Source organism: Sphingobacterium sp. DR205, from assembly GCF_011064245.1.
In the GTDB taxonomy this organism is placed as follows: Bacteria; Bacteroidota; Bacteroidia; order Sphingobacteriales; family Sphingobacteriaceae; genus Sphingobacterium; species Sphingobacterium athyrii.
The window spans coordinates 3,510,889-3,532,943 of the sequence record NZ_CP049333.1 but is presented as its reverse complement, the minus strand read 5'-3'; the positions used below and the strand labels follow the sequence as shown (position 1 = coordinate 3,532,943).

The window sequence follows — 22,055 nt, the reverse complement described above, 5'->3', positions numbered from 1 at the left end:
ATATAAATTAACCCTATAGTTATCTCAAATGTAATTGGATAGTCCCTTTATTATTAAATTAAACCCTGCTTTTCTGCATATTCTTTGAGTCTTGCTATTTGATATTGATTATAATTTTCTTTTGATATTTTCCTGTATTCAGTTCTGGCTTTATCCAGGAGCTTTAGCTCTGCGAAAAATGTCATTTTAGCGGCGGTGTGCAGTAAGGTATGTTCGGAAGTTTCCAGTTCGTTGATAAGCTTTTGTTCGGTGTTTAATTTTTCCAAGAATGGTAAAATAAAGCTTGAAATATTGTATTTCATTTCGACAATTAGTTCTTCAACATCTGTTGTCGTTGTTATATTATACCAAGTATCAGGTAGACCTCTCATACAGCCAATTCTTTCTCTTATCATACATTCAGGTTCTGTGGGAAATGCCGGAACATCTTTGTTACTATAGTTAAAGCGCGCTAACCAATACTCGGGTGAAAATATCCCGACATTTATGGTGAAACGGATATCGTCTTTGGTGCTATAGTAACTTTTTTGAATATTTATGATGTGACCGATTTTATCAAGCGGCAGATAAAAGTTGTTGGCCTTCTTTTTAAAACCAAGCGGTTTTAAGATTTCAATAAAACTTTCTTTTATGATTCTGTCAAATTTTTCCTGGGTTTCTGTTTTCATATATGACTGTTGTACTATATTATACTAAATTTGTTTCAGGCTATAATTCTTATTTTATATCTCAACCGTGTATTCCCAATAATGTTCTATCTTGTCATTACAGAGAAAACCCTCAAACAAATCGCTAGCGATAAGTTGATCCATTTTTTTATGATCCGTTGCGATGAGAAAGAAGAAGCTATCCCACTCAATGGTAAACAGAATTTCTTTATCAGCCGAATATAAGTAATAATCTTTGTCGCCGATCTCATCACAGAATTCATATTCCGTTAATCGATCAAGATCCATGGTTGTGGTGTTTTCATAAAACTCGTCGGTTATCATGATCAGGCTCTTTCCCAGGAGTTTGAACGCTTTATAGATAGCCATCTTTGAAAGCATGCCAAAGGCACCTTCGGTCGGATGGTAGATACTTTCGCTATCCGTATAATTGTCAAGCTTTTCCATGAGGTCCGGTCTCGTAAAATTTCGGTTTAAGGCACCTATTGAAGTTCGTAGGGCTGTATTGAGTTCCGCATAACCTGCAAGACCAGAACCTTTCACGATATTTTCCCAAAGTATTGATTTGCCCTTCCGAAAAATGTCTTCATCGGCAGGGTATCGGTCATTGTCGTAACTATAGATTTCCCTATTCGCCTCGGGAAGGTTTTTTAATAAATCAATTTCCTTCAGCGCTTCTTCATGCGATAGTAGCTTAGCCTTTTTTAGATTAGCTTTATCAGTTTCCTTTCTGTCAAGTTGAAAGAAGGGGAGGAATGCGATGAAAACACTGTCATAATGATCTTTGAAATGCTCTTTTATTGCCCCTTCATAAGGGTATAACTTTTCCTCGTTAAATATGTTGCCCATAAAATATTGGTTAAATATGAATAGCCTTTATTTCAAATCCAATATATGTAATTTTATGGATAGCTGAAAATAGGAGAAGGCCGCCCGAATCTTTCTTTATTAATCTTATATGCGCTACATGACGATTGAAATTCATGGTCCGCCAAAAGATGGAGGATTTTTTGTTTTGGAAAAATGGAAAGCAGGAACGTCTATCAAAATGAAAATTTCTCGCAATTGAATATGTTCACGGCCCACCATAGCCGACCAGGCTTAAAAAAGGAAAATAATGAACTGGTTAGTGCCACTACCCAACTGAAAATTGTTGCTCCAGAAGGAAAAAAAAGAATTGGCTTATGTATATCACCACTTATCATTTTCGTTAAGTCGCGATAAGTTTTTAAATTTGCTATATGCAATCCGATCTCACATACGACAAAGCGAAATTGCGAGAATTGGCTTCTTTGGTGTCCCATGCGTCATTCAAGAAGCTTTCAAGCAGCACCAATCAGTCTTCTTATATTAGGAAGATGAAAAAGTATGTGGGCTGGTATGAGATGACTGGAGATAAACCCACGCAATTAGGAGATCTGATCGCATATTCTTATCAGATTCTGGAGCAGAATTACAGGCACGAATATATCTATAAAAATAAGTTGCTCAATGAATATGTCCTGAAGCATTATTCGCTAGACGACACCATACTGCTCAACGAGTTTCGGGTAGGGCAGTCCATTGCTGATACTGTTTTAGTCAACGGGACAAATAAAGTTTTTGAAATCAAGACAGAGCTTGATTCTCCTGAACGCTTAGAAAGTCAGCTGAACGACTATTATAGAGCTTTTACCGAGGTTTATCTATTTACGCACATTTCCTTGCTAAACAAATATCTACGAATACTTCCTGCTTACGTAGGCATATTGATTTATACAGAAGAAGGAAAGGTGTCTGAATATCGGCCTGCGGTCAAATACACTGCATCTCTTGATGCCAGCTATATGATGTCGTCCTTGCGAAAACCTGAGTATAGCCGGCTTGTAAAAGAACTGGTAGGATTTCTACCAGATGTTACACCTGTATTTTATTATCGGGCATGTTTGGAAATATTAGCGGAGCTGCCAATTGAGGAAGTCCAAGCGATGTATTGCCATATCCTAAAAAGCCGTATCGATCGACAAACTAATTTATATTTGACTCTTGGTGATGTACCTTCATTCGTCAACTTCTCTTTTTATCAGGCGAAATACAATAAAAAGTCGTATCTTACTATGATTAATAATCTAAGTAAGAACCTATTATTATAAAGTGCTTATGTATTTCCCTTATCTTCGAGGTAAGCAATTTGAGTTAATTGCATTACGTGAACTTGTAGGACTTCCATTAAATCCAGAGCGGATCATTCCTATCATTGAACCTGTAAAGAAGAATGTCTCGTCACTAAAGACAGCGCTTAAAGCTTTAAGCGGGGCTGAAATCCGTGTACAGTTGGTGGTAAATGCTGAGCATGGAGAATTAAAAGGTGATAGTGAATCCATTTTTACTTTAATTGAAGAACTTAAAGATCTAGGTGTCACATCCATTATACCGACCTATTTAATTAAGACGGATCGTGATAGCTTCTTTGCGCAAGAAAGCATTAGGCAAAGAGGCTTTTCCGATAGCGGTTATGCATTGGTTCATCTTAATAAAACGAATGATATTCAATCTTTAAGCGATTTCACAAAGAATACAGCCTGTCTTTATAATACCATTCATATAAACAATCTTTTTGGTCTTAAGCGGAAGTATGATAACAGAGCGTTATTGAGTGATAATTTCAATAAACTTACTAAGAATACGGACTACATTGCGATAAAAGAAGAAGTATTTTCAACTGATTACCTTTACTTTCCCGATGAGGGATGCATCGCTTTTTCAGATTACCAAACTATCGGAAGTGCTTACAGTGAGGGCGGAGGTCCTGCTTATGCGGTCGCCATACATCTAACCTATAAATTGGAAGGAGATGAAGATATCCGTATTGCACACTTTGTATCTAAATCAAATGATGATGCATCCGATCCGGCGAGGAAGTATTTTGAAGCCTTAGAGGATTTAATACAATTTGTTGACGAAAAGAATATCCCCGACACAATAGCATTAAGAGAGTTTCGCAGACATTACCAGCAGCAATCTTTTTCGGGTTTGGGTGTTGTCAAAAAGCTTTCCATCATGCACCACATCGAATTGATCCAAGGGTTAATTTCCTAATCTCAAAGCTATGAATTGTTGTGTAAACTGTTTCGCAGACCAAGGGTTGCGGAATAGGATCGAAGCGGAATCCAATGGAAAGGGACTTTGTGATTTTTGTGAGAGCAAAGATGTTTTTGTTATAGCCTGTGAGGAACTATCTGATATCTTTGATGCACTTTTCGAACTTTATATCAATCATCCAACAGCTGCATTATCCCTCAAAGATGACAGGCCGGTTTCAATGCATGAACATTTAATCTGCTATTGGCCTAAATTGTTCGATAGCAACAAATTAAAATCCAAAGATGTAAAACAGTTACTCAACCAGATTGGTCGGGGTTGGGTAGGATTCAAGGAGTCATTATTTGAGGAACCAGTAGAGTTGCAGATCTACCTCAATGGAGAAGCTAACGACGATTCCCATCGGATGCAATGGGAGAAATTTGCATCCGAGATAAAAGAGGAGAACCGATTTTTTATAACCAATACCTTAGATTTAGAGCTGCTGGAATCCACCTTTAGCCGATTTGCAAAAACCTATCCTGCAGGAACGCATTTTTACAGGGCAAGAATCAGCGATCGCCCACTTGAGATCGATGAGCTGGGTAAACCACCCAAGCAGTTTACAACACCAGGCAGGGCCAATCCAGTTGGCATTCCGTATCTATACATCTCTGAAAGTGAGGAGACGACCTTTTATGAAACGCGAGTTTCTTTGCATGAGTCCATTAGTATCGGCCGTTTTACATTAATAGCCCCTTTACAGATCATTTCATTAAAAAATATTGAAGACTATGGACCATTTGAAATTCAGGATCGAGGGTTTGATATCGAAGAGTTTATGTTGGTTCGATCTTATTTATTAAAACTAGAAGAAGAGCTGTCAAAACCAGTTCGGAAGCAGGATGTAAACCTTGATTATCTGCCTACTCAATATCTTTGTGAGTATATTAAGTCATTAGGATTCCATGCGGTAGAATATCGAAGTGCGATGAAAGTCGGAGGCTATAATTTAGCTGTCTTTAACGATGCTGACTTAGTTTGCACGGGAGTAAAACATTATCATGTAAAAGGCTTAAAATACGATTGGTAATATACACATGTCCAGCTTTTTAAACATAGATTTAATAAGGGTACGGTTTCCCGTAACCAACCTTTATTATAAACCACTAGCTTAGCCTTACAAGTTTGTAATAATCTTGAAAGTTAATATTCACAAAAATATTAATTCAAAATAAATAATGTATATTAGGCTTGGGTATTAACCTTGCCCGATTGAAAAGTAGCATGCCATGATAGTAACCACGACCAATTCCAAACTTCCAATGCTGCCCATGTTGTTATCGGCACCAATGTCTTCGATATAGGAGCGAGCTATGTAGATTTCTATGGCAGTCGCTCTACCGGCTATGAGATGAAGATGCAGTAACTACGAAACAATACGTTTGTGCAAAAAATGATATTCCACACTAGGACGGTCGAAGTTATCAAGACACTAAATGTGGCATTTTTCAGCGAATCTTAATTTACTGTTCACGGATTTTAAATTGGAGGACATAGGTATTGCCGAATACTGTATTTTTATTTTGGAAATTTAGAGATTAACCCACATAAAAATGGAAAAAAATTAATTAACATAACTGTCAATGAAATAATACAAAGAAGTTATTGCTATGCATAGTCCTTAATTCTAAATAAATTCTTATGAAATCAATTAGGAAATTTCTTGAATGGTCGTTGGCCGCGGCCTTTATCTTTGCCATCGTTTTCTGGGGCAACAGTTACCGTTATTTTATTTATGCGCTAGTATGCTCTTCCTTGCTTTATTTGCTTTTGCAAAAATTAATCCTTAGCAAAGTAGCTAACCGGTATGGCCGGGTGGAAGTCCGATGTGATGTGAATGGAAAACGCATGACAACGCAAGGTGGCAAGAGGATTGTGTTTGTTGTTCTGTTGGCAGCTGTTTATGCTTTGACAATTTCCGTTTTTTCTGTAAGTCCATCTTTGGAGCGCAAAGAGTTTGCATTGACTCATCCGAGCTGGGCTGCAACAGCACCTTATATCATAAACTTTGAAACTAAAATACATAGAGGAAAGACAAAATACACGTATGTAGATATCGAATACCGATATGCTGCCAATGGACAGCTGTACTCGCGGAAATTAGATAAGGCTGAAAAGCACTATGCATTTTTACCTATTATGAGCCGGCGACGTTTTGAAGAAATGCGGGCTGAACTGTTTGACAGAGTAAACAGAAAAATAGCTGATAAGGAATATGTATTGTTTTACAATCCACAAAATCCTGAGCAGCAAACGTTTTTTCTGGCAGATGATTCTTTTTATTTGGAAGGATCTATGCTCTACGATATATTGTTTTTCTATTCATCATTGTTCTTGATCATTGTAATTATAGCGCTGCTGTTTAGAAAAGACTATAATAATAGGATGAAGAAATTTAATTCGACCATTCATTATTACCGTCGCACAGATTATTATGAAAATAGATAAAGTTTGCATACCACAGGATTTATCTTAGAATATTTCTGCTGGTATTTGTTTGGCGGTTTCTGTTGAATGTAAGCAAAACTGCTGTAATATTACTACTAAATCCCGTTGGAATCCTGAGTCTTAAAGATTCTTACGGTTTCCCGTGGGAGTGTAACACCAACTGTGTTATAGGATTAAAACTTAAAAACCTCTTTCGAGTTTGAGCCTATCTCGGAGATCTTCCTCATGTTTGCCTTTACAAAGCGAGGTATAGCAGTACCAGCATTGTATAATGATCATCTTTAAGCGGATTTTAAATTTTGATTTGTTACTCATCAAGCTAAAGGAACGCAGGGATTTGTAGTTTGACCCAAGATGCCGTTAAGTTTGACAAATGTTCGAAGCAGTGTCTTTCTCTATCAAGGTTTCGGCAAGGAGGGACTGCCACCGCTGGGCAGTAATACAGTACAGAGATCTCTTCATTTTGAATTGGCATCTAATGGCAAGTTTAACAATATGTCTCAACCGATCGACCAGCATTCGTAGTACAAATGTTTCCTTTATAAAAAAAGAATAAAAGTTCGAATTTTGATGACCATTTCTCATCTCATTAGGCGAAATACAATAAAAAGTCGTATCTTAAGCTAAATTAAAACCTATTATTTTCAAGCGTTCACGTATTTATATTATACTAAGTACCGCTTTAACTTTATTTTTATTGCGAATGAAAAGATTTCCTGATTTTGATCTTTTGCCTTATCAACCTATAAGTGTTGAAGAAGTAATTGCCATATTTTTTTCATTAAAAGACGAAGTCCCATCTATAGTTAAAATACTGGGAGCAAGATCATTTAACGAAAGTATTTTTAGAAGAGACATAAATTTTGTTCGTGAGAAAGACGATTTATCCTATCTGATCCATTACGATCTTTCGCTTTCATCACAGGACCCAAAGCCCGTAGCTGTAAACGATCTTAACCAAAGTGAACAGTTTATCGCACGTATTAGCAGAGATAAGAAAATAGCCCCCGATACTGACAATAATGAGCAAACGGTTTTATATATTCTCACAAAGATCGTTACAGAAATCAGTTTTTTCTGGAACATGGTCAGTATCCATCAAATGAAAGTCACCATTTTGGACGAAGATGTATATAAAGCACTTTTCCCGGTATTCTTAGATCAGGATCGTATTGCTTTGGGTAAGGATTTGCGCGAATACCATTTATTGGATATCCCTTCATTCAGCATGAATTTTGATCTGGCTATTTTTTACAGGGCAGTTTTCCGGGCCTTAAAAAGAATAGGATATGAATTTGAATTCCGTTCCAACGATTGTGCCGCTATACTCGAACATATTCGGGAATGTAAAGACCTTCAACGGCGGATTGAAGCAGGGGAGGATTGTCAGTCCTTTTATGAAAGCGAAATGGCAGAGCTGCGGGAGATATTAGATAGCTTTAAGATCTCTGACATTGATCCATTGGATGAAGAAGCATTTTGTGCTGCCTTGAGCGAAGCATTGCCAAAAACAGAACTTGCCCCTTATTTTGATGTGTATGGTAAGTATCCCTATAAATTCCCGCTACGGGCCAGCGATTATAAACCAATATCGTAGCCTAACAAAGTGTGTAATAGTCTAGCTAATTAATAGTGACAAACATATTAATTCAGCATAGATAATGTATATTAGGCTTGGGTATTAACCTTGGCCGATTGAAAATTAGTATGCTGATTAGGCTTTATTCGCTCAGATGCTTGTTGAAGAATGTTCTTTTTATCGTTTTTATTGTGTCTTCCGAAGTAAAAGTTTTTAAAGGAAACCTAGGGAAAGATTATATGCCCAAACCCATTCTGAAAATGAAAAAAAACAGCGGGCACTGGGAATAGCTTCGTTAAGCCGAACATAGAGTCGTCCACCAAACTTGTTTTATAAATCTAATAACAAAGAAAAGTGATTAAAGTTATTACAACCGCACTTATCGTACTGCTTTTTATTGCTTGTAGAAACGGACAAAAAAGAGAACATGTTATCCATAAATCACAAAACAAAGAAGATGTCGGTGTAAAAACAGTTAAAAATATTGAAAGAAGCTATGGAAAAAAAATCAATGTTGAAGACTATGTTTTGAGCCAGGACAATGACATGTTTTTTGAACGCATATCAACCATTATAGTATTTGGGAAAACCACAAGCGGCAAACTATTTAAGGGACCTGTTATGTGGTTTACAAACTATTTTAAGGAGAGGGACGAAAAAAAGAGCAATTTAAGTACTAGTTTTAGGGCGATACTAACTCAACCACAAAAAGAATATACCATTAAAAAAATAGTTGGAGAGGATGGGATTTTTCGACCTGATCAGGATATTCTTTTAGACAGTGTTAAATCTTTGGACTATTTGGTTACCAAATTTTTAGAAAGGGAAGATAAAACGGAAAGACTTTTGATCAAACCAATTTTTTTGAAATCAACCCATATAAAAAATACGATAGGGTATCTTTTTTATTTAAAAGGTTATGTAATGATAGACGATGATTATGAACCTGAAACGTTCTTTGTTCCTATTGGGTAAGTGTACTATCCTGAGTAAAGTTCATCCAACCATCCCTTCAACAAAGGCGACGGTCTTTTCTTTATTACTCACATTAATAGAATGGAGGTAATTTTCGGCGGCACTGGCAATGGTCTTGAAGCAATAGATCCACCAAATATTGATGAGGATCTTTTAGTTGAGATCGCATCTAAGATAGATTCTTATATAATGTAAAGAATCTCTAAATTCGGGAGCCGGCAACAGTCCAATGTGGGACAGTCGCCCATTTCAATTACTTAGAAGCATAAAAGTAGAACGAATGAAAAAACGTTATATAGTTACGCCAAAAGATAAAGAGGCCGCAGATTTATTGGATTATAATAAGGCTACTGATAATGACTTAATTGAACTCGTCTTGACAGAGGAGCAATTTAATACATTAAATTGCTACGGTATTTTTTCTAACTTAAATGAAATTCTAGGAAGCAGCATTGATGATTTTGAAGACGAGTCGATCACTGACGAAAGACAGCTTGAGATGGGCGTGAATTACCTAAATGCTATAAATGTGAATGACGAAGTCGCCAGAAAACTACTAGAAAAATTGATTTATTTGTTCCAAGAAGCGAGAATAAGGAAAACAGGTGCTTACTTCTACTTTTGACTATAAAAGCTTAGGCATTTTGTGCTTATGTTATATAGAGTTTAGTGTAGATATAGACGAAATCTCAGGAAAGGGGATTCAGATGTTTATTTAGCAGTTATGAAGTATAAAATATAGAGCTACCAATCCTAATATAGACAACCAAGATATGAAGATACAATTGACAATGATTGTCCTACTGACGACATTAACATTGACCAGCTGCGGACAAAATAATGATCATAAATCTGTACATAGCTCGGCAGACAGCACTTTTATAAAATCATTGAAAGAAAGGCAATTAGGGGAAGGTAAGTATTCTATTTCTTTACCCATAGATTATGCTATAGGTGAAACCAATGGAGAAGATTTTTCCGTTTACTATTTTAATCCTGCTGACACTACAAATCATACTGGTTTTTCGGGAGGCCTATATTTCGGTAATCATCCTAGCCAATTTCCAGCTAAAAGCAAAAGTTGCAAAACGGAGCATCTGAAAAATGAAATATTTGATCAAGATGTAAGCTGGACCATCTATAACTGTAATGGAGACTATTCAATTCAAAGCATAATCTATAGTAAAAGCGGCGAGGGGTGGAATGAAATGATTCACATGTTTGGCAATGCAAAATCAACTAAAGATCTGGACAAATTGCTGTTTATTTTTAAGACAATGAAAAAAAAGGAATAATATATCGAAGGAACTAAGTCAGGTGCTTGTCATTGATATAGCGTATGACTGGTTTAAAGTTTCTGTCGGTCAATATGAAGGTTGGTTAAAAAGCTCCTATGTAATAGCGAAGCCCGAGAATTTATATACTAGGATTAATCTAAATACTGGAGACTCGCCCGAGTGTGATAATATGGCTTGGCGGTATGACTATGGTGCCCAAGGATCTCTTGAAATAACAGTTGGGGTGGGAGCAGATTTTGCTGTAAAAGTTATGGAACGGAACACAGGGTTATGTATAAGAGCATTTTATATAAAGTCTGGTGAATCTATTAAAGTAAAAGATATACCCCAGAATACTTATTATTTAAAGGTTGCCAGCGGCCGGGATTTTAGACAGGGGATTAAAGACGGGCAATGTATTATGGTTTTTAATCAAAGTGCTCATTACGAAATTGGAGAGGAAATATTAGATTTTAATATGGGACCGAAACGCATTGAAACAATAGATGGAAAAAGATATGAAGTACAAAGCGTACCATCTTATAGTCTCCGACTGGCTGTCCGAAGTCAAGATCACTCGCTTAAAGACAATTTTGACACGAAGACAATATCAAACGAAGAATTCAATAGATAGATGACTTGCAATAGGGTAGGGAAGGTTGATTTACTCGATGAAATAAGTCCGAAGTTAGATCAAAGCAGCAATTACCGGCATATAAGTTGTGAACCATTCAGGCAATTCGTCTTTTTCCACCGAATACTCTATTTTACCGTCGGATAATTTCAATAAGATGTTATGTTTAAGATCTGAAGTGTCAACAATAGTTAATTCATCGATGAAGTGAAAGTGATCGTTTAGCTTTTCAAGATTTCCAAAAAAATTATTTTCCAATGTTTGAGGATCTACATAATGTCCACCGTCAGTGACTCTTTCCGTTACACGGAACTGAGAAAGTTCGGTATTTTCTAAACCAAAAAACAATAAATTTATTCTATAACCCGACTTCTTGAATAGCTTGGGCGTTTCCCAAGTTTCGTCATTTGTAAAATGTCCTTCATAGACGTAATCTAACCGATTTTCTAATGCATGTTTTGTCTGTTCTTCAAATTGCTGTACTACATAATCCAAAGCCTCTTTTCGAGCGTATTTTGCTGAAGGAACAATTTTTGGGAATATCCGAGATAGTTCCTTCGTATAGAGTAAATCACCATCAAAAATAATATTATTACTCTTTATATGCTCTGGAAGATATTCTGCACCTAATGTAGATTTCCCGGCACCGTTAGAACCCGTTATTATGTAAAGATCAGGCATTAGTAAATATTGAGTTCTCTCAAGATATCTTTTGATTGACGAATATTAAATTCCTGTACTACATCAAAAGATCGTTTATCAGAAGAAACAATCACAATTTTAACTAAATGATTTGGGTATTCGATGTAGCTTTGATTTTTGGGTAATTTGCTAGATCTTATTAAAAATGGTTGCCCTTTATCAAGCTTTTGTTTGCGCAACTTGAGAACAATGCTGTTGCTAACTTCTTTTAAGTGCTCTAAATTTCTCATAATACCACATTAATACTATCCAAAAATAGTAATTTTTAAGGAGAAAAGCAATTGTTCGACCAGTAGAAAATGACTCTTTTTGTGTTATTGCTAGCTATATTTAAGAATTAAAATGCGATGAAAGGCAGAAATATACGATTTGAGCAGTAAGTGTCATTTCACTGTCGAACTCGATCCTAAGATACTACAAGAAAATATGCTTTGTGAATTTCGTGGTACTGGAGTTGCTAACTTAGTCGGCAGATCAAGTTAAGAACAATAAAATATCTTAATTTTGAAATAATGATTAAAGTCCGTAAAAAGTACGATCGCATTTTTAAAGAGCGAGCAGTTGAATTAAGTAAAAACAGGAAAAATCTTTCTGAGCTAGCTCGTGAGTTGGGAATCTCTGCTGCCCAATTATATAAGTGGCGTAAAGAGTCAGAAGAGTTTGGATCAGGAAGTTTCCCTGGGAATGGAAATATGAAGCAAACGCCAGAACAAGAGCGGATTAGTTTCTTGGAAAAAAAACTTAAAGACTCAGAACTGGAACTAGAAATACTAAAAAAGGCCATAGGCATCTTTTCCAAGAGCGATCGGTAATATATAGTTTTATCAAGCAACATCAGGGGCTATATTCGATTGAAAAGATGTGTAAAGTTATGGGCGTTGGATCTAGAAGCTATTATGCTTGGCAAAAACGGTCCCAACAGACAAAAAGCAGGAAATGTAGCAATCTGGAGGACAAGATAAAGGCTATTTATTTCGATAAGAAACAACGGTATGGCAGTCCTAGAATAACTGCGGAGCTGTTGGATGATGGAATTAAAGTTTCTAGAAATACAGTCGCTAAGTATATGAAAAATATGGGGCTACGGAGTAAAATAGGCAAGAAATTTAAAGCTACAACCGATTCAAAACACGCACATAAAATAATGGACAATGTATTAGACCGAAATTTCAAAGCTTCAGAGCCTTCAAAAGTCTGGGTATCTGATATTACTTACATCCATACCAAAGAAGGTTTTTTATATCTAACCACCATTCTGGATTTATATGACCGCAAATGTATTGGTTGGAGTATCAGTGATGGGATGAAAACTGAAGAAACTTCATTGGCAGCTTGGAAAATGGCAATTAAGCACCGTAAACTGTCTCCTGGTCTAATTTTTCATTCGGACCGTGGCGTACAATATGCATGTGAAAAATTTAGTAACACGTTAGATTCCTATAAAATCATAACAAGAAGTATGAGTAGAAAAGGTAATTGCTGGGATAATGCAGTAGCAGAAAGCTTCTTCAAAACGCTAAAATCCGAGCAGATTTACGGTAATAAGTTGATTACCAGGAATCAGATGAAAGCAGAACTATTCGAATACATAGAAATCTGGTATAATCGAGAACGTCGTCACTCCACATTGGGAAATCTTACAATTGAGCAATTTAATAACAAAGAGCAAAAAATTAAAAAAGCTGCTTAACTAGCACTGCCGATTTTATTTGCAAGTCCACCTGATAAATTTTACAAAAAATTCAAGAATAATAATAGAGATAGTTAGTCAGTACCTGATATATATCTTCTGATTTTGTATATCTTATCATACAGTAAAGATTCAGAAATTTTACATTTAAAGTCAGAATAATGAACCCTTTATAAATTATAAATAAGAGATTTTTTTAGTAAATTTGAATTATGCAAAACTTGCCGTTATATACAATAGGACATGGAAATAGAAAAGCTGAAGATTTTCTAAGAATACTAAAGTTGTTTAGTATTGAATACCTTATTGATGTTCGTTCTCAACCTTATTCAAAATTCAATCCCCAATTTAATCAAAATGAACTAAGATTTCTCTTAGAGAACAATAATATTAAATATGTTTTTATGGGGGATAGTATTGGAGGAAGACCCAAAGATTTCAGTTGCTATGATGAGGAGGGTAAAGTAGATTATGAAATTGTTAAAACAAAAGATTTCTTTATCGAGGGAATAAAAAGATTAAAAACTGCGTATAACAAGAAGATCAAGGTTGTAATAATGTGTAGTGAAAGTAAACCCTGTGAATGTCACAGAAGTAAATTAATTGGTCGTGTTTTAAAGGAAGAAAATATTTCCCTTAAGCACATAGACGAAAGAGGAAAATTAAAGGACCAATCTATCGTAATTAGTGAATTAAATAAGGGACTGGGAGAATTTGATCTATTCGGGAATTCAATTAATACAACATCTAGAAAAGCATATTTATAGGATCATGGAGTTTTTTACGATCGGAGTATATAACTCTAATGAAAAAGAATTTTTCCAAAAATTGCTCGAAAATAATATTGACACGTTCTGTGATATAAGACAAAGAAGAGGTGTTAGAGGAGCAAAGTATTCATTTGTAAACAGCAATAGGCTTCAAAAAAAGTTAAAGGACTTAAATATAAATTACAATTATATTTCTGATCTAGCACCAACAAGCGAAATAAGGGAGCTACAAAAAAAAATTGATATTGAAAAAGGCAACCAAAAGCGAGATAGAAGGGAATTAGGGGAAATATTTGTAATTGAATATGAAAATAGAATTTTGAAGAACTTCAATTTTGATGTTTTTTTTGCAATACTTAAAGAGATTGGCGCTAATAGAATTGTGTTATTTTGTGTAGAGGAACATCCACAGGCTTGTCATCGCTCAATAGTGGCAAATAATTTACAAAATAGCTTTAACTATATTATAAATCATCTTTGATAATGGAAATACTAATCCTTTCTAAAACTAAATATGGAGTTACACAAGCCTGCGTAGGTGGAATTTGCATAGAAAACAAACAATTTGTTAGACTTCTAGATTCCCAGGGACGTTATCAGTCAGAAGATACTTCCTTTGAAATTGGTGACATTTGGAATATTAACTTTACTCAAAGTTTACATAGAAGAGAACCACATGTGGAAGACGTTATAATAAATAATCAAGCTTTTGTTAAGAAAGTTGATACAATGGAAAGTTTCATAAAAGATTTAAATGTCACTATTTGGGAAAATGATATTATGAATATTTTTGACGGCAAAATGTTGTGGCAAGTAAATGGCAAAGGATATCTTTCTGAGAACACGAAAAATTACCCTACTAATAGCGTGGGGTTTTGGATTTCGGATGTGGATTTAATATTTTCTAATGGTTATTATATTTATGAAAAAAATGGTTCTTCAAAACCGATCGTGTACAAAGGGAGTGAAGCACCTATCCATATTATTCCAAAAGGTAAACTTATAAGATTAAGCTTGGCAAAATGGTGGAAACCAGATGGTTCAGAGAATGAGGAGAGATGCTATTTACAGTTGTCAGGATGGTACAGTAATAAACCTGAATCAAAATAAACAGGATTAAATAGAAAAGATCTATAAATACACAAAGAATAAACTGTCTTTTAATAGCAATAATGCTATACTGAAATGCTCGTATTTGGCCTTGGAAGAGAACTATTTTTGACGAAACTACCTGAATGGATCAATCAAGTAAGAGCTTGGACTTATTAAGAACTAGGCTTATATAGGACATACGTAAAATATTCAGACGACAAGCTTTCAAATTGACACTCAAAAAAATGATAAAGATTTTCTAACCGACATCTACAGTCGACAATTGGTAGAGTTATATGTTAAGACTGGTGAAAATAATAAAGCTCTTGAAATCCTTGGAGGCATAATAGAAGTGACAGATAACCGCAATATTGTAAGAGATTGTATTGAACAACTTTGCAGAATAATTATTAGAACAAACAGCTCATCAGACGAGACATCTAAGAAATCATTGTAAGTTTGTAAGTGTCCCAAAAACTCCAACAGCTTAAAACTGGACATAAATGTTTAGATTTAAGTAATAAGATGAAAAAGACACGTTTTACAGAAACACAGATTGTTCGAGCACTCAAAGAGGGCGAAGAAGGCAGAAAGACCGAAGACATCTGCCGTGAGCTGGAAATTAGCAAGGCCACATTTTATAATTGGAAGAGTCGTTACGGAGGTATGGAAGCCTCAGATGTCAAACGCCTAAAGGAACTTGAAGAAGAAAATGCACGCTTGAAAAAGATGTTTGCCGAACTGAGTATGAACCATGATATCCTAAAAGAAGTCATCACAAAAAAAGGTTGGGGCTCCGGCAGCAAAAACAGTTAACTCAGGAGATTGTCCTAGATCACGGTTTGAGTGTAACCGGAGCCTGTAAATTGACAGGTATGTGCCGTTCACAATATTACTATGTTAGTAAGAAAGATGACAGCGCTGTCATCTCTGCATTAGATGAACTGTCCTCCAAACATCCTGTATATGGATTCCGAAAACTTTACGCTTATCTGCGCAGAGCGGGGAAGCCCTGGAATCATAAAAAAGTTTATCGGGTGTATAAGCTACTAAATATGAACAAGAAGAGGCGTGGCAAACGTCGTCTACCTGTTCGGGAGAAACAGCCTTTGGAACAACAGGTCAGCATTAATCAAAAATGGAGCATGGACTTTATGAGCGATAGCTTGGCCAGCGGAAACAGGTTTAGAACCTTTAATGTGATGGATGACTGTTCCCGTGAGATATTGTGTATCGAAATAGCTACTTCAATTTCTTCTTTGCGGGTAACTCGGACACTTGAACAAATCATAGACTGGCGGGGCAAACCGCTCTGTCTACGCGTAGATAATGGTCCTGAATTCACCAGTCATCATTTCGAGCTCTGGTGTAAAGACCAAGGCATCGCTATTCAATTTATCCAGCCCGGTAAGCCTATGCAGAACGGTTACATCGAACGGTTCAACCGAAGTTATCGCAAAGAAATTTTGGATGCTTATTATTTTTCAACTTGTCAGAAGTAAGAGAACATACCCAGCTATGGATGGATGAATACAATAACAACAGACCCCATGAAGGTCTTGGGAATCTTACACCAATGGAATTATCAAAAAATATTAGACACAAACAACAAATAAATCAATTAGTAACGTAAATTAGAAAAGTCCAATCCCAGCTGTCGGAAAAATGGGGTACTTACATATAGTGTGAAATCCTCACGCTAAACATTTGTACGATTAATTGTTATTTGTTTCGGATTTTCCTTTTTCAGTTCGGGACTGTCCCATCAAGTGTGTAAATAAAAAATACGGAGTTCAGTTATGTTCCTTATAACTGGACTCTTTTTTCAAATAAAGTTAAGAACTGATTTAGGATAATAGCCCAGTTACGAATGGGCATTGTCCATTTTCTAGAGATTTCTCTCAAAGCCAAATATACAGATTTCAGTACGGCATCATCGCTGGGAAATGACAGTTTATTCTTTGTGTATTTGCGGATCTTCCCATTCATGTTTTCGATGATATTGGTCGTATAGATTATTCTTCGGATCTCAAGTGGAAAGCCGTAAAAGACGGTCAGTTCGTCCCAGTTTTCCCTCCATGATCGTATGGCATAAGGATATTTGGATTCCCATTTATTAGCAAAATCAGTCAGTGCAGCTTCTGCTGCCTGTTTATTGGGAGCATCATAGATAGGCTTCATGTCCGCTGTAAATGCCTTTTTATCCTTCCATACAACATATCTACAAGCATTTCTGATCTGATGGACAACACAGACCTGAGTACTACACTCAGGAAACACACTTCGTATAGTAGCGGAGAAACCATTAAGGTTATCGGTCGCTGTAATCAGCATATCCTCTACTCCCCGGGATTTTAGGTCTGTCAGGATTCCCATCCAAAAACTGGCACTTTCATTCTTGCCCAGCCACATGCCAAGAACTTCTTTATAGCCATCCCGGTTTAGGCCCACAGCAAGATAAATGGTTTTATTGACCACTTTGGAGTTCTCCCTGACCTTAAAAACAATGCCATCCATCCATACAATCAGATAGACGTTGTCCAGCGGGCGGTTTTGCCAGGCGATCACATCACCCGCCACACGGTCGGTAATCCGGGAAATCGTCGATTCAGAAAGGTCAAATCCATACACATCGCGCATCATATTTTCTATATCCGAAACACTCATGCCTTTGGCATATAGCGAAACGATCACGTTCTCAACTCCGTCTATCATGTTCTTGCGTTTGGGAACGATGATCGGATTGAATGTACCATCGCGATCTCGGGGAACCTGAATCTCCAGATCTCCCTGATCCCCACGAACCTTTTTGCTCGTATGTCCGTTGCGGGAATTGCCCTGACCGCTGCGCTCATGCTTTTCATAGCCAAGATGGCCGTCCATTTCTCCTTCAAGCATTTGCGATACTGCCCGTGCCTGTAACTCGCGGAAAAACGATTGCAGCTCTAAACCGTCCTTAAAACTCTTTAAGAACTCCTTGTCGTTTAATAGTGACTCCTTGTCAATCATACTCTTATAAAGTTAATAAATAAAAAATGCGAAGTCCTTTTAAACTCCGCATTTCTATAACTTACACACTTTATGAGACAGTGTCTTCAGTTCTAATATTTACTTAAGAAAGGTGCTTACTCTCAAACCTTTGCTTTCTTCTTTCATTTTAGAAATTAATCCAATTGATATAAGGCTTCGAAGTAGAGTTCTATTATCTACTGTATCTGGAATAAGAGGTCGCTTCCCATTTATGACCATCTCGCTATAAGGTTCTGGCCAGGTTTCAATTATTTTTATAGCTTGTTTCTTATCTAAATTTTTAGAATTTTGATTGTATAGTCTGATGCTTGGAGTGATATCTAGTTTTGATGTTAAAAGCCGTTTTATAATTGACTCAGAAATTTTAAATTCATTTTCTGCAAGGGAACAACTTAATATTGCTTTTAGTAGTGAAATATCTGTGAATATTACTTCTTCAGACATTGAATCAATCACAGCACTTTTGTTTTGTGAGCTGAATTTTGATGATCTTAATATCAGAGTAGCCTCTCTTGTTTCAATATCAAATTGAATTATTTCAGGCACCATAATTTCAGGCTTTCTTTCAGCAAAATGAATGTGTTGGTCATTAGCCATTTCCTGTAAAATCGCATAGTTCTCAATATTATAACTTAATCTGTTCATTTTGATTAAAAGAGTGACCTTTTCTTCTGAGAGCCCCGATAAAAAGTCGGCATTATCATATGCATATGGAATACCCTTAATTAGGTCTGAATATGTTTCGTCGCTAAAACTGTTGTTCTGGAAGATACTGTAAGCTAATTCCTCTAGAACCTCCCTATCGTATTTTAGCTCAGAATTGTTTAGGTATATTTCTGACAGTAATTTATGGTTGATATCTATGGATAGATATTTAAATAAAACTTCATCAATTTCGTTTTCAGAGTCCAAAAAGAATTCTATGACATTATCCCAAGTTGGTAATATTTTATTGCTGTTTAATAGTGAACTAAAAAGTTCCTTTCTTAATTTATTTAATTCTGAGATTTTCGTTTCTGTATTTTTTATAATTATATCAGCGTGATCTTCGTGAATTTGTTCATTATTTAAAAAAGCTATCAGAAACTCTTCTTCTTCATTCACATTTTTTGGAAGTAAGGACCAGACGTTCTTAAAATAATTCTCAATATTATTATCAATATATTCTATTACTTCTTTAGGTGCATTTGCTTTCAAATAGGAATAATTTTTAGTCGTAAATTCCTCTTCTAAATATACATTGTTATATTCTAAGATATCTTTGAGCATTGATTTTGTTATAACATAATGATTCCCGTTTAGTACCTCATCTATCAAATATTTAGGAGATTCTTCGAAGTCAATTTTATTAAATTGGATGTTGAGCTTATAAATAATTTCATATGATTTTTTATAATCTTCCAGAAGGTTTAGGAATTTTGGGTAATCCTCAATGTAAGATTTTAATTTTGTAATCGCAGCAATTTCCTGTATTGATACAATATCGAGATTTTTAAGGATTAGCTTTAAGAAATAATTTATACGTTCTTCCGTTAATGTTGCTTTTGTCGCTATGTAGTTCCAAATTTTTGGCCAGGATGAGCAGATTTCTTTTATAAATTTTCCTTGGTAATTTGAAATATCTATGTAGCCATTAATAAATTCCCAACTGAGGTCGGATTCGTTACTCAATGTACAAAGGATTCTTTTCCGCTGGGATTTGAAGGAAGATTTAGAGAACAAAAAGTCTAGGAATGAGTAATTCAGAACAAATTCCTGGTCATATTCTATATAGGGTATTTTATCTACCAATTTATCCACCTTAATTAGCTTCAAGTCAAAATTAGTTTTGATATGGGCTTTTACATTTAGTAGAAATTCTTTATCTATTCTTGATATGCTTCCTTCGTAAAAAATTGATACATAATCCAAGTAGCTTTCATCAATATATCCAGCTCTTAGAAGTATGTTGATTAACTGCTGTTGTTTTATTGAATCAATTTTTACCGAATAATCCTGCAGTAACAATTTCATTGGAGTATTTCTTACCTGCATTTTTTGTTCTTCAAGTTTTACAATTTCCAATTTAAGTTCTTCTGACTTTTTACCAGTTGAGTCGGCAATTAAATTGAGTCGTTTTTTGTAATCTAATTCCGGATCCACTAATTTTTCAATCTCTTCAAATGAGGCTTTCAAGCTCATCAAACCTTCTTGGTAGGTGGTTTGATAGTAGTATTCAACCTCACCATTTCTAAACGATTCAAAGAATTGAGGTTGAATTACCTGGGAAAAGGTTAGATCTACGTCATTGATTCGGAATCTCTTAGCTTGAGGATATTTATTGAGGTATTCAAAAATATATAGTTTGCGTAATTCGTTTTCTTTTTTTATCGTAACTGATTCTATTTGTTTTATTTCCTCTTTTATTTCTTGGATTAAAAGGTCTATTTTCTCTATTTTTTCTTTTACAATCAAAGGTTTGCTCTCCATTATTTCAAATAGTTGCCCCTCACCGTTGCTAAGTGCCACAAAATCATTTGGATATATGTTTTTATAAACAATTATAGCGAGCATACTATTTTGATTTAACATATCTAGTTGTACCTGATAAAGGTGAAATTCGTTCATAATATTGTAGAGTAAACGCATATCATCTACGAAAAGTGATATATCGTCTAAAAGATCTTCCTTGATATTATAATTGTTCTCATCTTTTATCTTTCTTAAAATTTCATTTGAGTTGGATGAGTTTATAATAGGGATAACAGGAATTATAAAATCGAAGAATTTTGTGCGGTCTTTATCTTGGAACATGTCATCGCGCACAGCATAAATAAATGTGACATCTTGCTTTATTTTTTTTGAATAATTAATTAAGTGATTGAGTTCTCTAAGCTTTGTGAAAATTTCAGTTTGTTCGAAACGGTCTAAATCTTCGATTACAACGACGGAATAATCTGTGACTTCAAAAAAATATAGAATTTCATCAAGATGATCATTGAGGATGGACTTACTAACATTATCATCTACTCCAAATTCGACATCCTGAAAATTGAACTTTTTGAGTCTTATACTTCGAAGGGGTCTTATCGAGCACCATAAAAAATAGAAACTAAATACTATAACAATTGCGAGTGTCAAATAATGGATGGAATATTCCAGCCAAATGGGAAAAGGGACACGAAGTTTTTCTTGAAACAAATTTGGAAAGAGCTGATTTATCAGTGCAAAAGAAAATATTAAAATCAATACAGAAATTGCTGTTACTTTCTTATCTGGGAAATTTCTTGTTTTTTTAAACCGTGTATCGGGGATAGTATCATCTTCTTCATGGTAGAAGATTTGCTGAAGAATACTGAGTTCAATCAAACGGAGCAGATTAGAGTCTTGAGCTTTTTTTTCTCTCAAGTCAGCTTGGACATCTAATTCTTTTGAATTATTAGAATTTTGGTATTTCTCGTCTTTGAATGTAGCCAAAGATATATTTAAGAAAACAAGATTTGGATCTTCGTTATTATCTTCAAATGTTTTGAGGATACTACTTTTACCGGATCCGAAAGGTCCAGTAAGTGCAATATTTTTTATGTCATTTTTCTTACGATTCTTTAATGCCCATGACAGTGCTGCACAATAATTCCCTTCGGGATCTGCAGAATTTATAGGTGAAAGCGGACGGTAAGGAAGGGGAACATTAGGTTTATTGCTGTCAATATTTTTTTGACTGTCACGATTTTTATTATTCATAAAATTTGATCAAAATAGCTATATCAAATATAATGATCTTGTCGTGCAGTTTCTATTTTTTTTTATTTAGCTTGATAATTATATCTTGTGGATAATTTCGTTTTATATTATACAATATTTCCTGCAATTATTAAAAGATTGACTGTTGCGCAGTATCACTTCCCAACTAAATAGTTTATCGCAATATATACAGGCGAATCTGTCGGAATATCCCCTTAAAGTATAGACAGGAAACTAGTCTAGATTATCTCTTGATATCTCAAATTGGAAAATCGGTTTCATTTCCTTTTCGGATATATCTTCGACCCATTTTCTTCCCAGCTCTTGAGGCAGAATGAGGGGGG

General features: G+C 35.3%; 20 protein-coding genes and 1 pseudogene. 15 read left to right on the top strand and 6 right to left on the bottom strand.

What is annotated here, in order from left to right; translation table 11 throughout:
• Nucleotides 1-53 precede the first annotated feature (53 nt).
• Together G6053_RS15075 and G6053_RS15070 are read right to left on the bottom strand one after the other, a co-directional pair.
• The gene (locus tag G6053_RS15075) at nucleotides 54-668 is read right to left on the bottom strand and encodes a DUF4304 domain-containing protein (protein ID WP_108634039.1); all 615 of its coding nucleotides are present in this window, start codon (nucleotides 666-668) and stop codon (nucleotides 54-56) included.
• 54 nt (nucleotides 669-722) lie between these two features.
• A complete protein-coding gene (locus G6053_RS15070) occupies nucleotides 723-1,517 on the bottom strand; it encodes a DUF2711 family protein (protein WP_165306978.1) in 795 nt (264 codons plus the stop codon).
• 392 nt (nucleotides 1,518-1,909) lie between these two features.
• On the opposite strand from G6053_RS15070, the gene G6053_RS15065 reads away from it, so the two are divergent.
• The 9 genes from G6053_RS15065 (at nucleotide 1,910) to G6053_RS15025 (ending at nucleotide 10,704) form a co-directional block, all read left to right on the top strand.
• Nucleotides 1,910-2,800: a sce7726 family protein gene (locus tag G6053_RS15065; RefSeq protein WP_165306977.1), complete on the top strand. Its 891-nt coding sequence runs from the start codon at nucleotides 1,910-1,912 to the stop codon at nucleotides 2,798-2,800.
• Nucleotides 2,801-2,807: 7 nt separating this feature from the next.
• Complete coding sequence (locus G6053_RS15060) at nucleotides 2,808-3,746, top strand: sce7725 family protein (RefSeq protein WP_165306976.1); 939 nt, start codon at nucleotides 2,808-2,810, stop codon at nucleotides 3,744-3,746.
• A gap of 10 nt (nucleotides 3,747-3,756) precedes the next feature.
• Nucleotides 3,757-4,821, top strand: a complete 1,065-nt coding sequence (locus G6053_RS15055) for an RES family NAD+ phosphorylase (RefSeq protein ID WP_108634043.1) — start codon at nucleotides 3,757-3,759, stop codon at nucleotides 4,819-4,821.
• A 611-nt stretch (nucleotides 4,822-5,432) separates the two neighbouring features.
• Nucleotides 5,433-6,239, top strand: coding sequence for a DUF3592 domain-containing protein (locus G6053_RS15050; RefSeq protein WP_165306975.1), 807 nt, complete (start codon nucleotides 5,433-5,435; stop codon nucleotides 6,237-6,239).
• Between the two features lie 703 nt (nucleotides 6,240-6,942).
• On the top strand, nucleotides 6,943-7,836 hold the full coding sequence (locus G6053_RS15045) for a hypothetical protein (RefSeq protein WP_165306974.1): 894 nt from the start codon (nucleotides 6,943-6,945) through the stop codon (nucleotides 7,834-7,836).
• Nucleotides 7,837-8,172: 336 nt separating this feature from the next.
• Nucleotides 8,173-8,793: a hypothetical protein gene (locus G6053_RS15040; protein ID WP_165306973.1), complete on the top strand. Its 621-nt coding sequence runs from the start codon at nucleotides 8,173-8,175 to the stop codon at nucleotides 8,791-8,793.
• 280 nt (nucleotides 8,794-9,073) lie between these two features.
• Nucleotides 9,074-9,418: a hypothetical protein gene (locus tag G6053_RS15035; RefSeq protein ID WP_165306972.1), complete on the top strand. Its 345-nt coding sequence runs from the start codon at nucleotides 9,074-9,076 to the stop codon at nucleotides 9,416-9,418.
• Between the two features lie 148 nt (nucleotides 9,419-9,566).
• Nucleotides 9,567-10,088 carry a hypothetical protein gene (locus G6053_RS15030; protein ID WP_165306971.1) on the top strand — a complete coding sequence of 174 codons (522 nt, stop codon included), beginning with the start codon at nucleotides 9,567-9,569 and terminating at the stop codon, nucleotides 10,086-10,088.
• Nucleotides 10,089-10,110: 22 nt separating this feature from the next.
• Nucleotides 10,111-10,704 carry a hypothetical protein gene (locus G6053_RS15025; RefSeq protein WP_165306970.1) on the top strand — a complete coding sequence of 198 codons (594 nt, stop codon included), beginning with the start codon at nucleotides 10,111-10,113 and terminating at the stop codon, nucleotides 10,702-10,704.
• A 54-nt stretch (nucleotides 10,705-10,758) separates the two neighbouring features.
• On the opposite strand, the gene G6053_RS15020 is transcribed toward G6053_RS15025, so the two are convergent.
• Complete coding sequence (locus G6053_RS15020; RefSeq protein WP_165306969.1) at nucleotides 10,759-11,385, bottom strand: zeta toxin family protein; 627 nt, start codon at nucleotides 11,383-11,385, stop codon at nucleotides 10,759-10,761.
• Nucleotides 11,385-11,636 carry a hypothetical protein gene (locus G6053_RS15015; RefSeq protein ID WP_088161872.1) on the bottom strand — a complete coding sequence of 84 codons (252 nt, stop codon included), beginning with the start codon at nucleotides 11,634-11,636 and terminating at the stop codon, nucleotides 11,385-11,387. The genes G6053_RS15020 and G6053_RS15015 overlap by 1 nt, the downstream gene beginning before the upstream one ends.
• Before the next feature lie 282 nt (nucleotides 11,637-11,918).
• On the opposite strand from G6053_RS15015, the gene G6053_RS30605 reads away from it, so the two are divergent.
• The 6 genes and pseudogenes from G6053_RS30605 to G6053_RS14990 all read left to right on the top strand — a co-directional run bounded on the left by G6053_RS30605 (nucleotide 11,919) and on the right by G6053_RS14990 (nucleotide 16,591).
• Nucleotides 11,919-12,218, top strand: a complete 300-nt coding sequence (locus G6053_RS30605; protein ID WP_070566721.1) for a transposase — start codon at nucleotides 11,919-11,921, stop codon at nucleotides 12,216-12,218.
• On the top strand, nucleotides 12,218-13,096 hold the full coding sequence (locus G6053_RS15010; protein ID WP_206531985.1) for an IS3 family transposase: 879 nt from the start codon (nucleotides 12,218-12,220) through the stop codon (nucleotides 13,094-13,096). The genes G6053_RS30605 and G6053_RS15010 overlap by 1 nt, the downstream gene beginning before the upstream one ends.
• A gap of 212 nt (nucleotides 13,097-13,308) precedes the next feature.
• A complete protein-coding gene (locus tag G6053_RS15005; protein WP_165306968.1) occupies nucleotides 13,309-13,863 on the top strand; it encodes a DUF488 domain-containing protein in 555 nt (184 codons plus the stop codon).
• A 4-nt stretch (nucleotides 13,864-13,867) separates the two neighbouring features.
• Nucleotides 13,868-14,347: a DUF488 domain-containing protein gene (locus tag G6053_RS15000; RefSeq protein ID WP_165306967.1), complete on the top strand. Its 480-nt coding sequence runs from the start codon at nucleotides 13,868-13,870 to the stop codon at nucleotides 14,345-14,347.
• A 2-nt stretch (nucleotides 14,348-14,349) separates the two neighbouring features.
• Complete coding sequence (locus G6053_RS14995) at nucleotides 14,350-14,976, top strand: hypothetical protein (RefSeq protein WP_165306966.1); 627 nt, start codon at nucleotides 14,350-14,352, stop codon at nucleotides 14,974-14,976.
• 507 nt (nucleotides 14,977-15,483) lie between these two features.
• Nucleotides 15,484-16,591: pseudogene (locus tag G6053_RS14990) on the top strand (IS3 family transposase).
• Between the two features lie 173 nt (nucleotides 16,592-16,764).
• Here the strand turns inward: G6053_RS14990 and G6053_RS14985 are convergent.
• On the bottom strand, nucleotides 16,765-17,967 hold the full coding sequence (locus G6053_RS14985) for an IS256 family transposase (protein WP_165306965.1): 1,203 nt from the start codon (nucleotides 17,965-17,967) through the stop codon (nucleotides 16,765-16,767).
• A gap of 99 nt (nucleotides 17,968-18,066) precedes the next feature.
• Nucleotides 18,067-21,711, bottom strand: coding sequence for a P-loop NTPase fold protein (locus tag G6053_RS14980; RefSeq protein WP_165306964.1), 3,645 nt, complete (start codon nucleotides 21,709-21,711; stop codon nucleotides 18,067-18,069).
• Nucleotides 21,712-22,055: the final 344 nt, after the last annotated feature.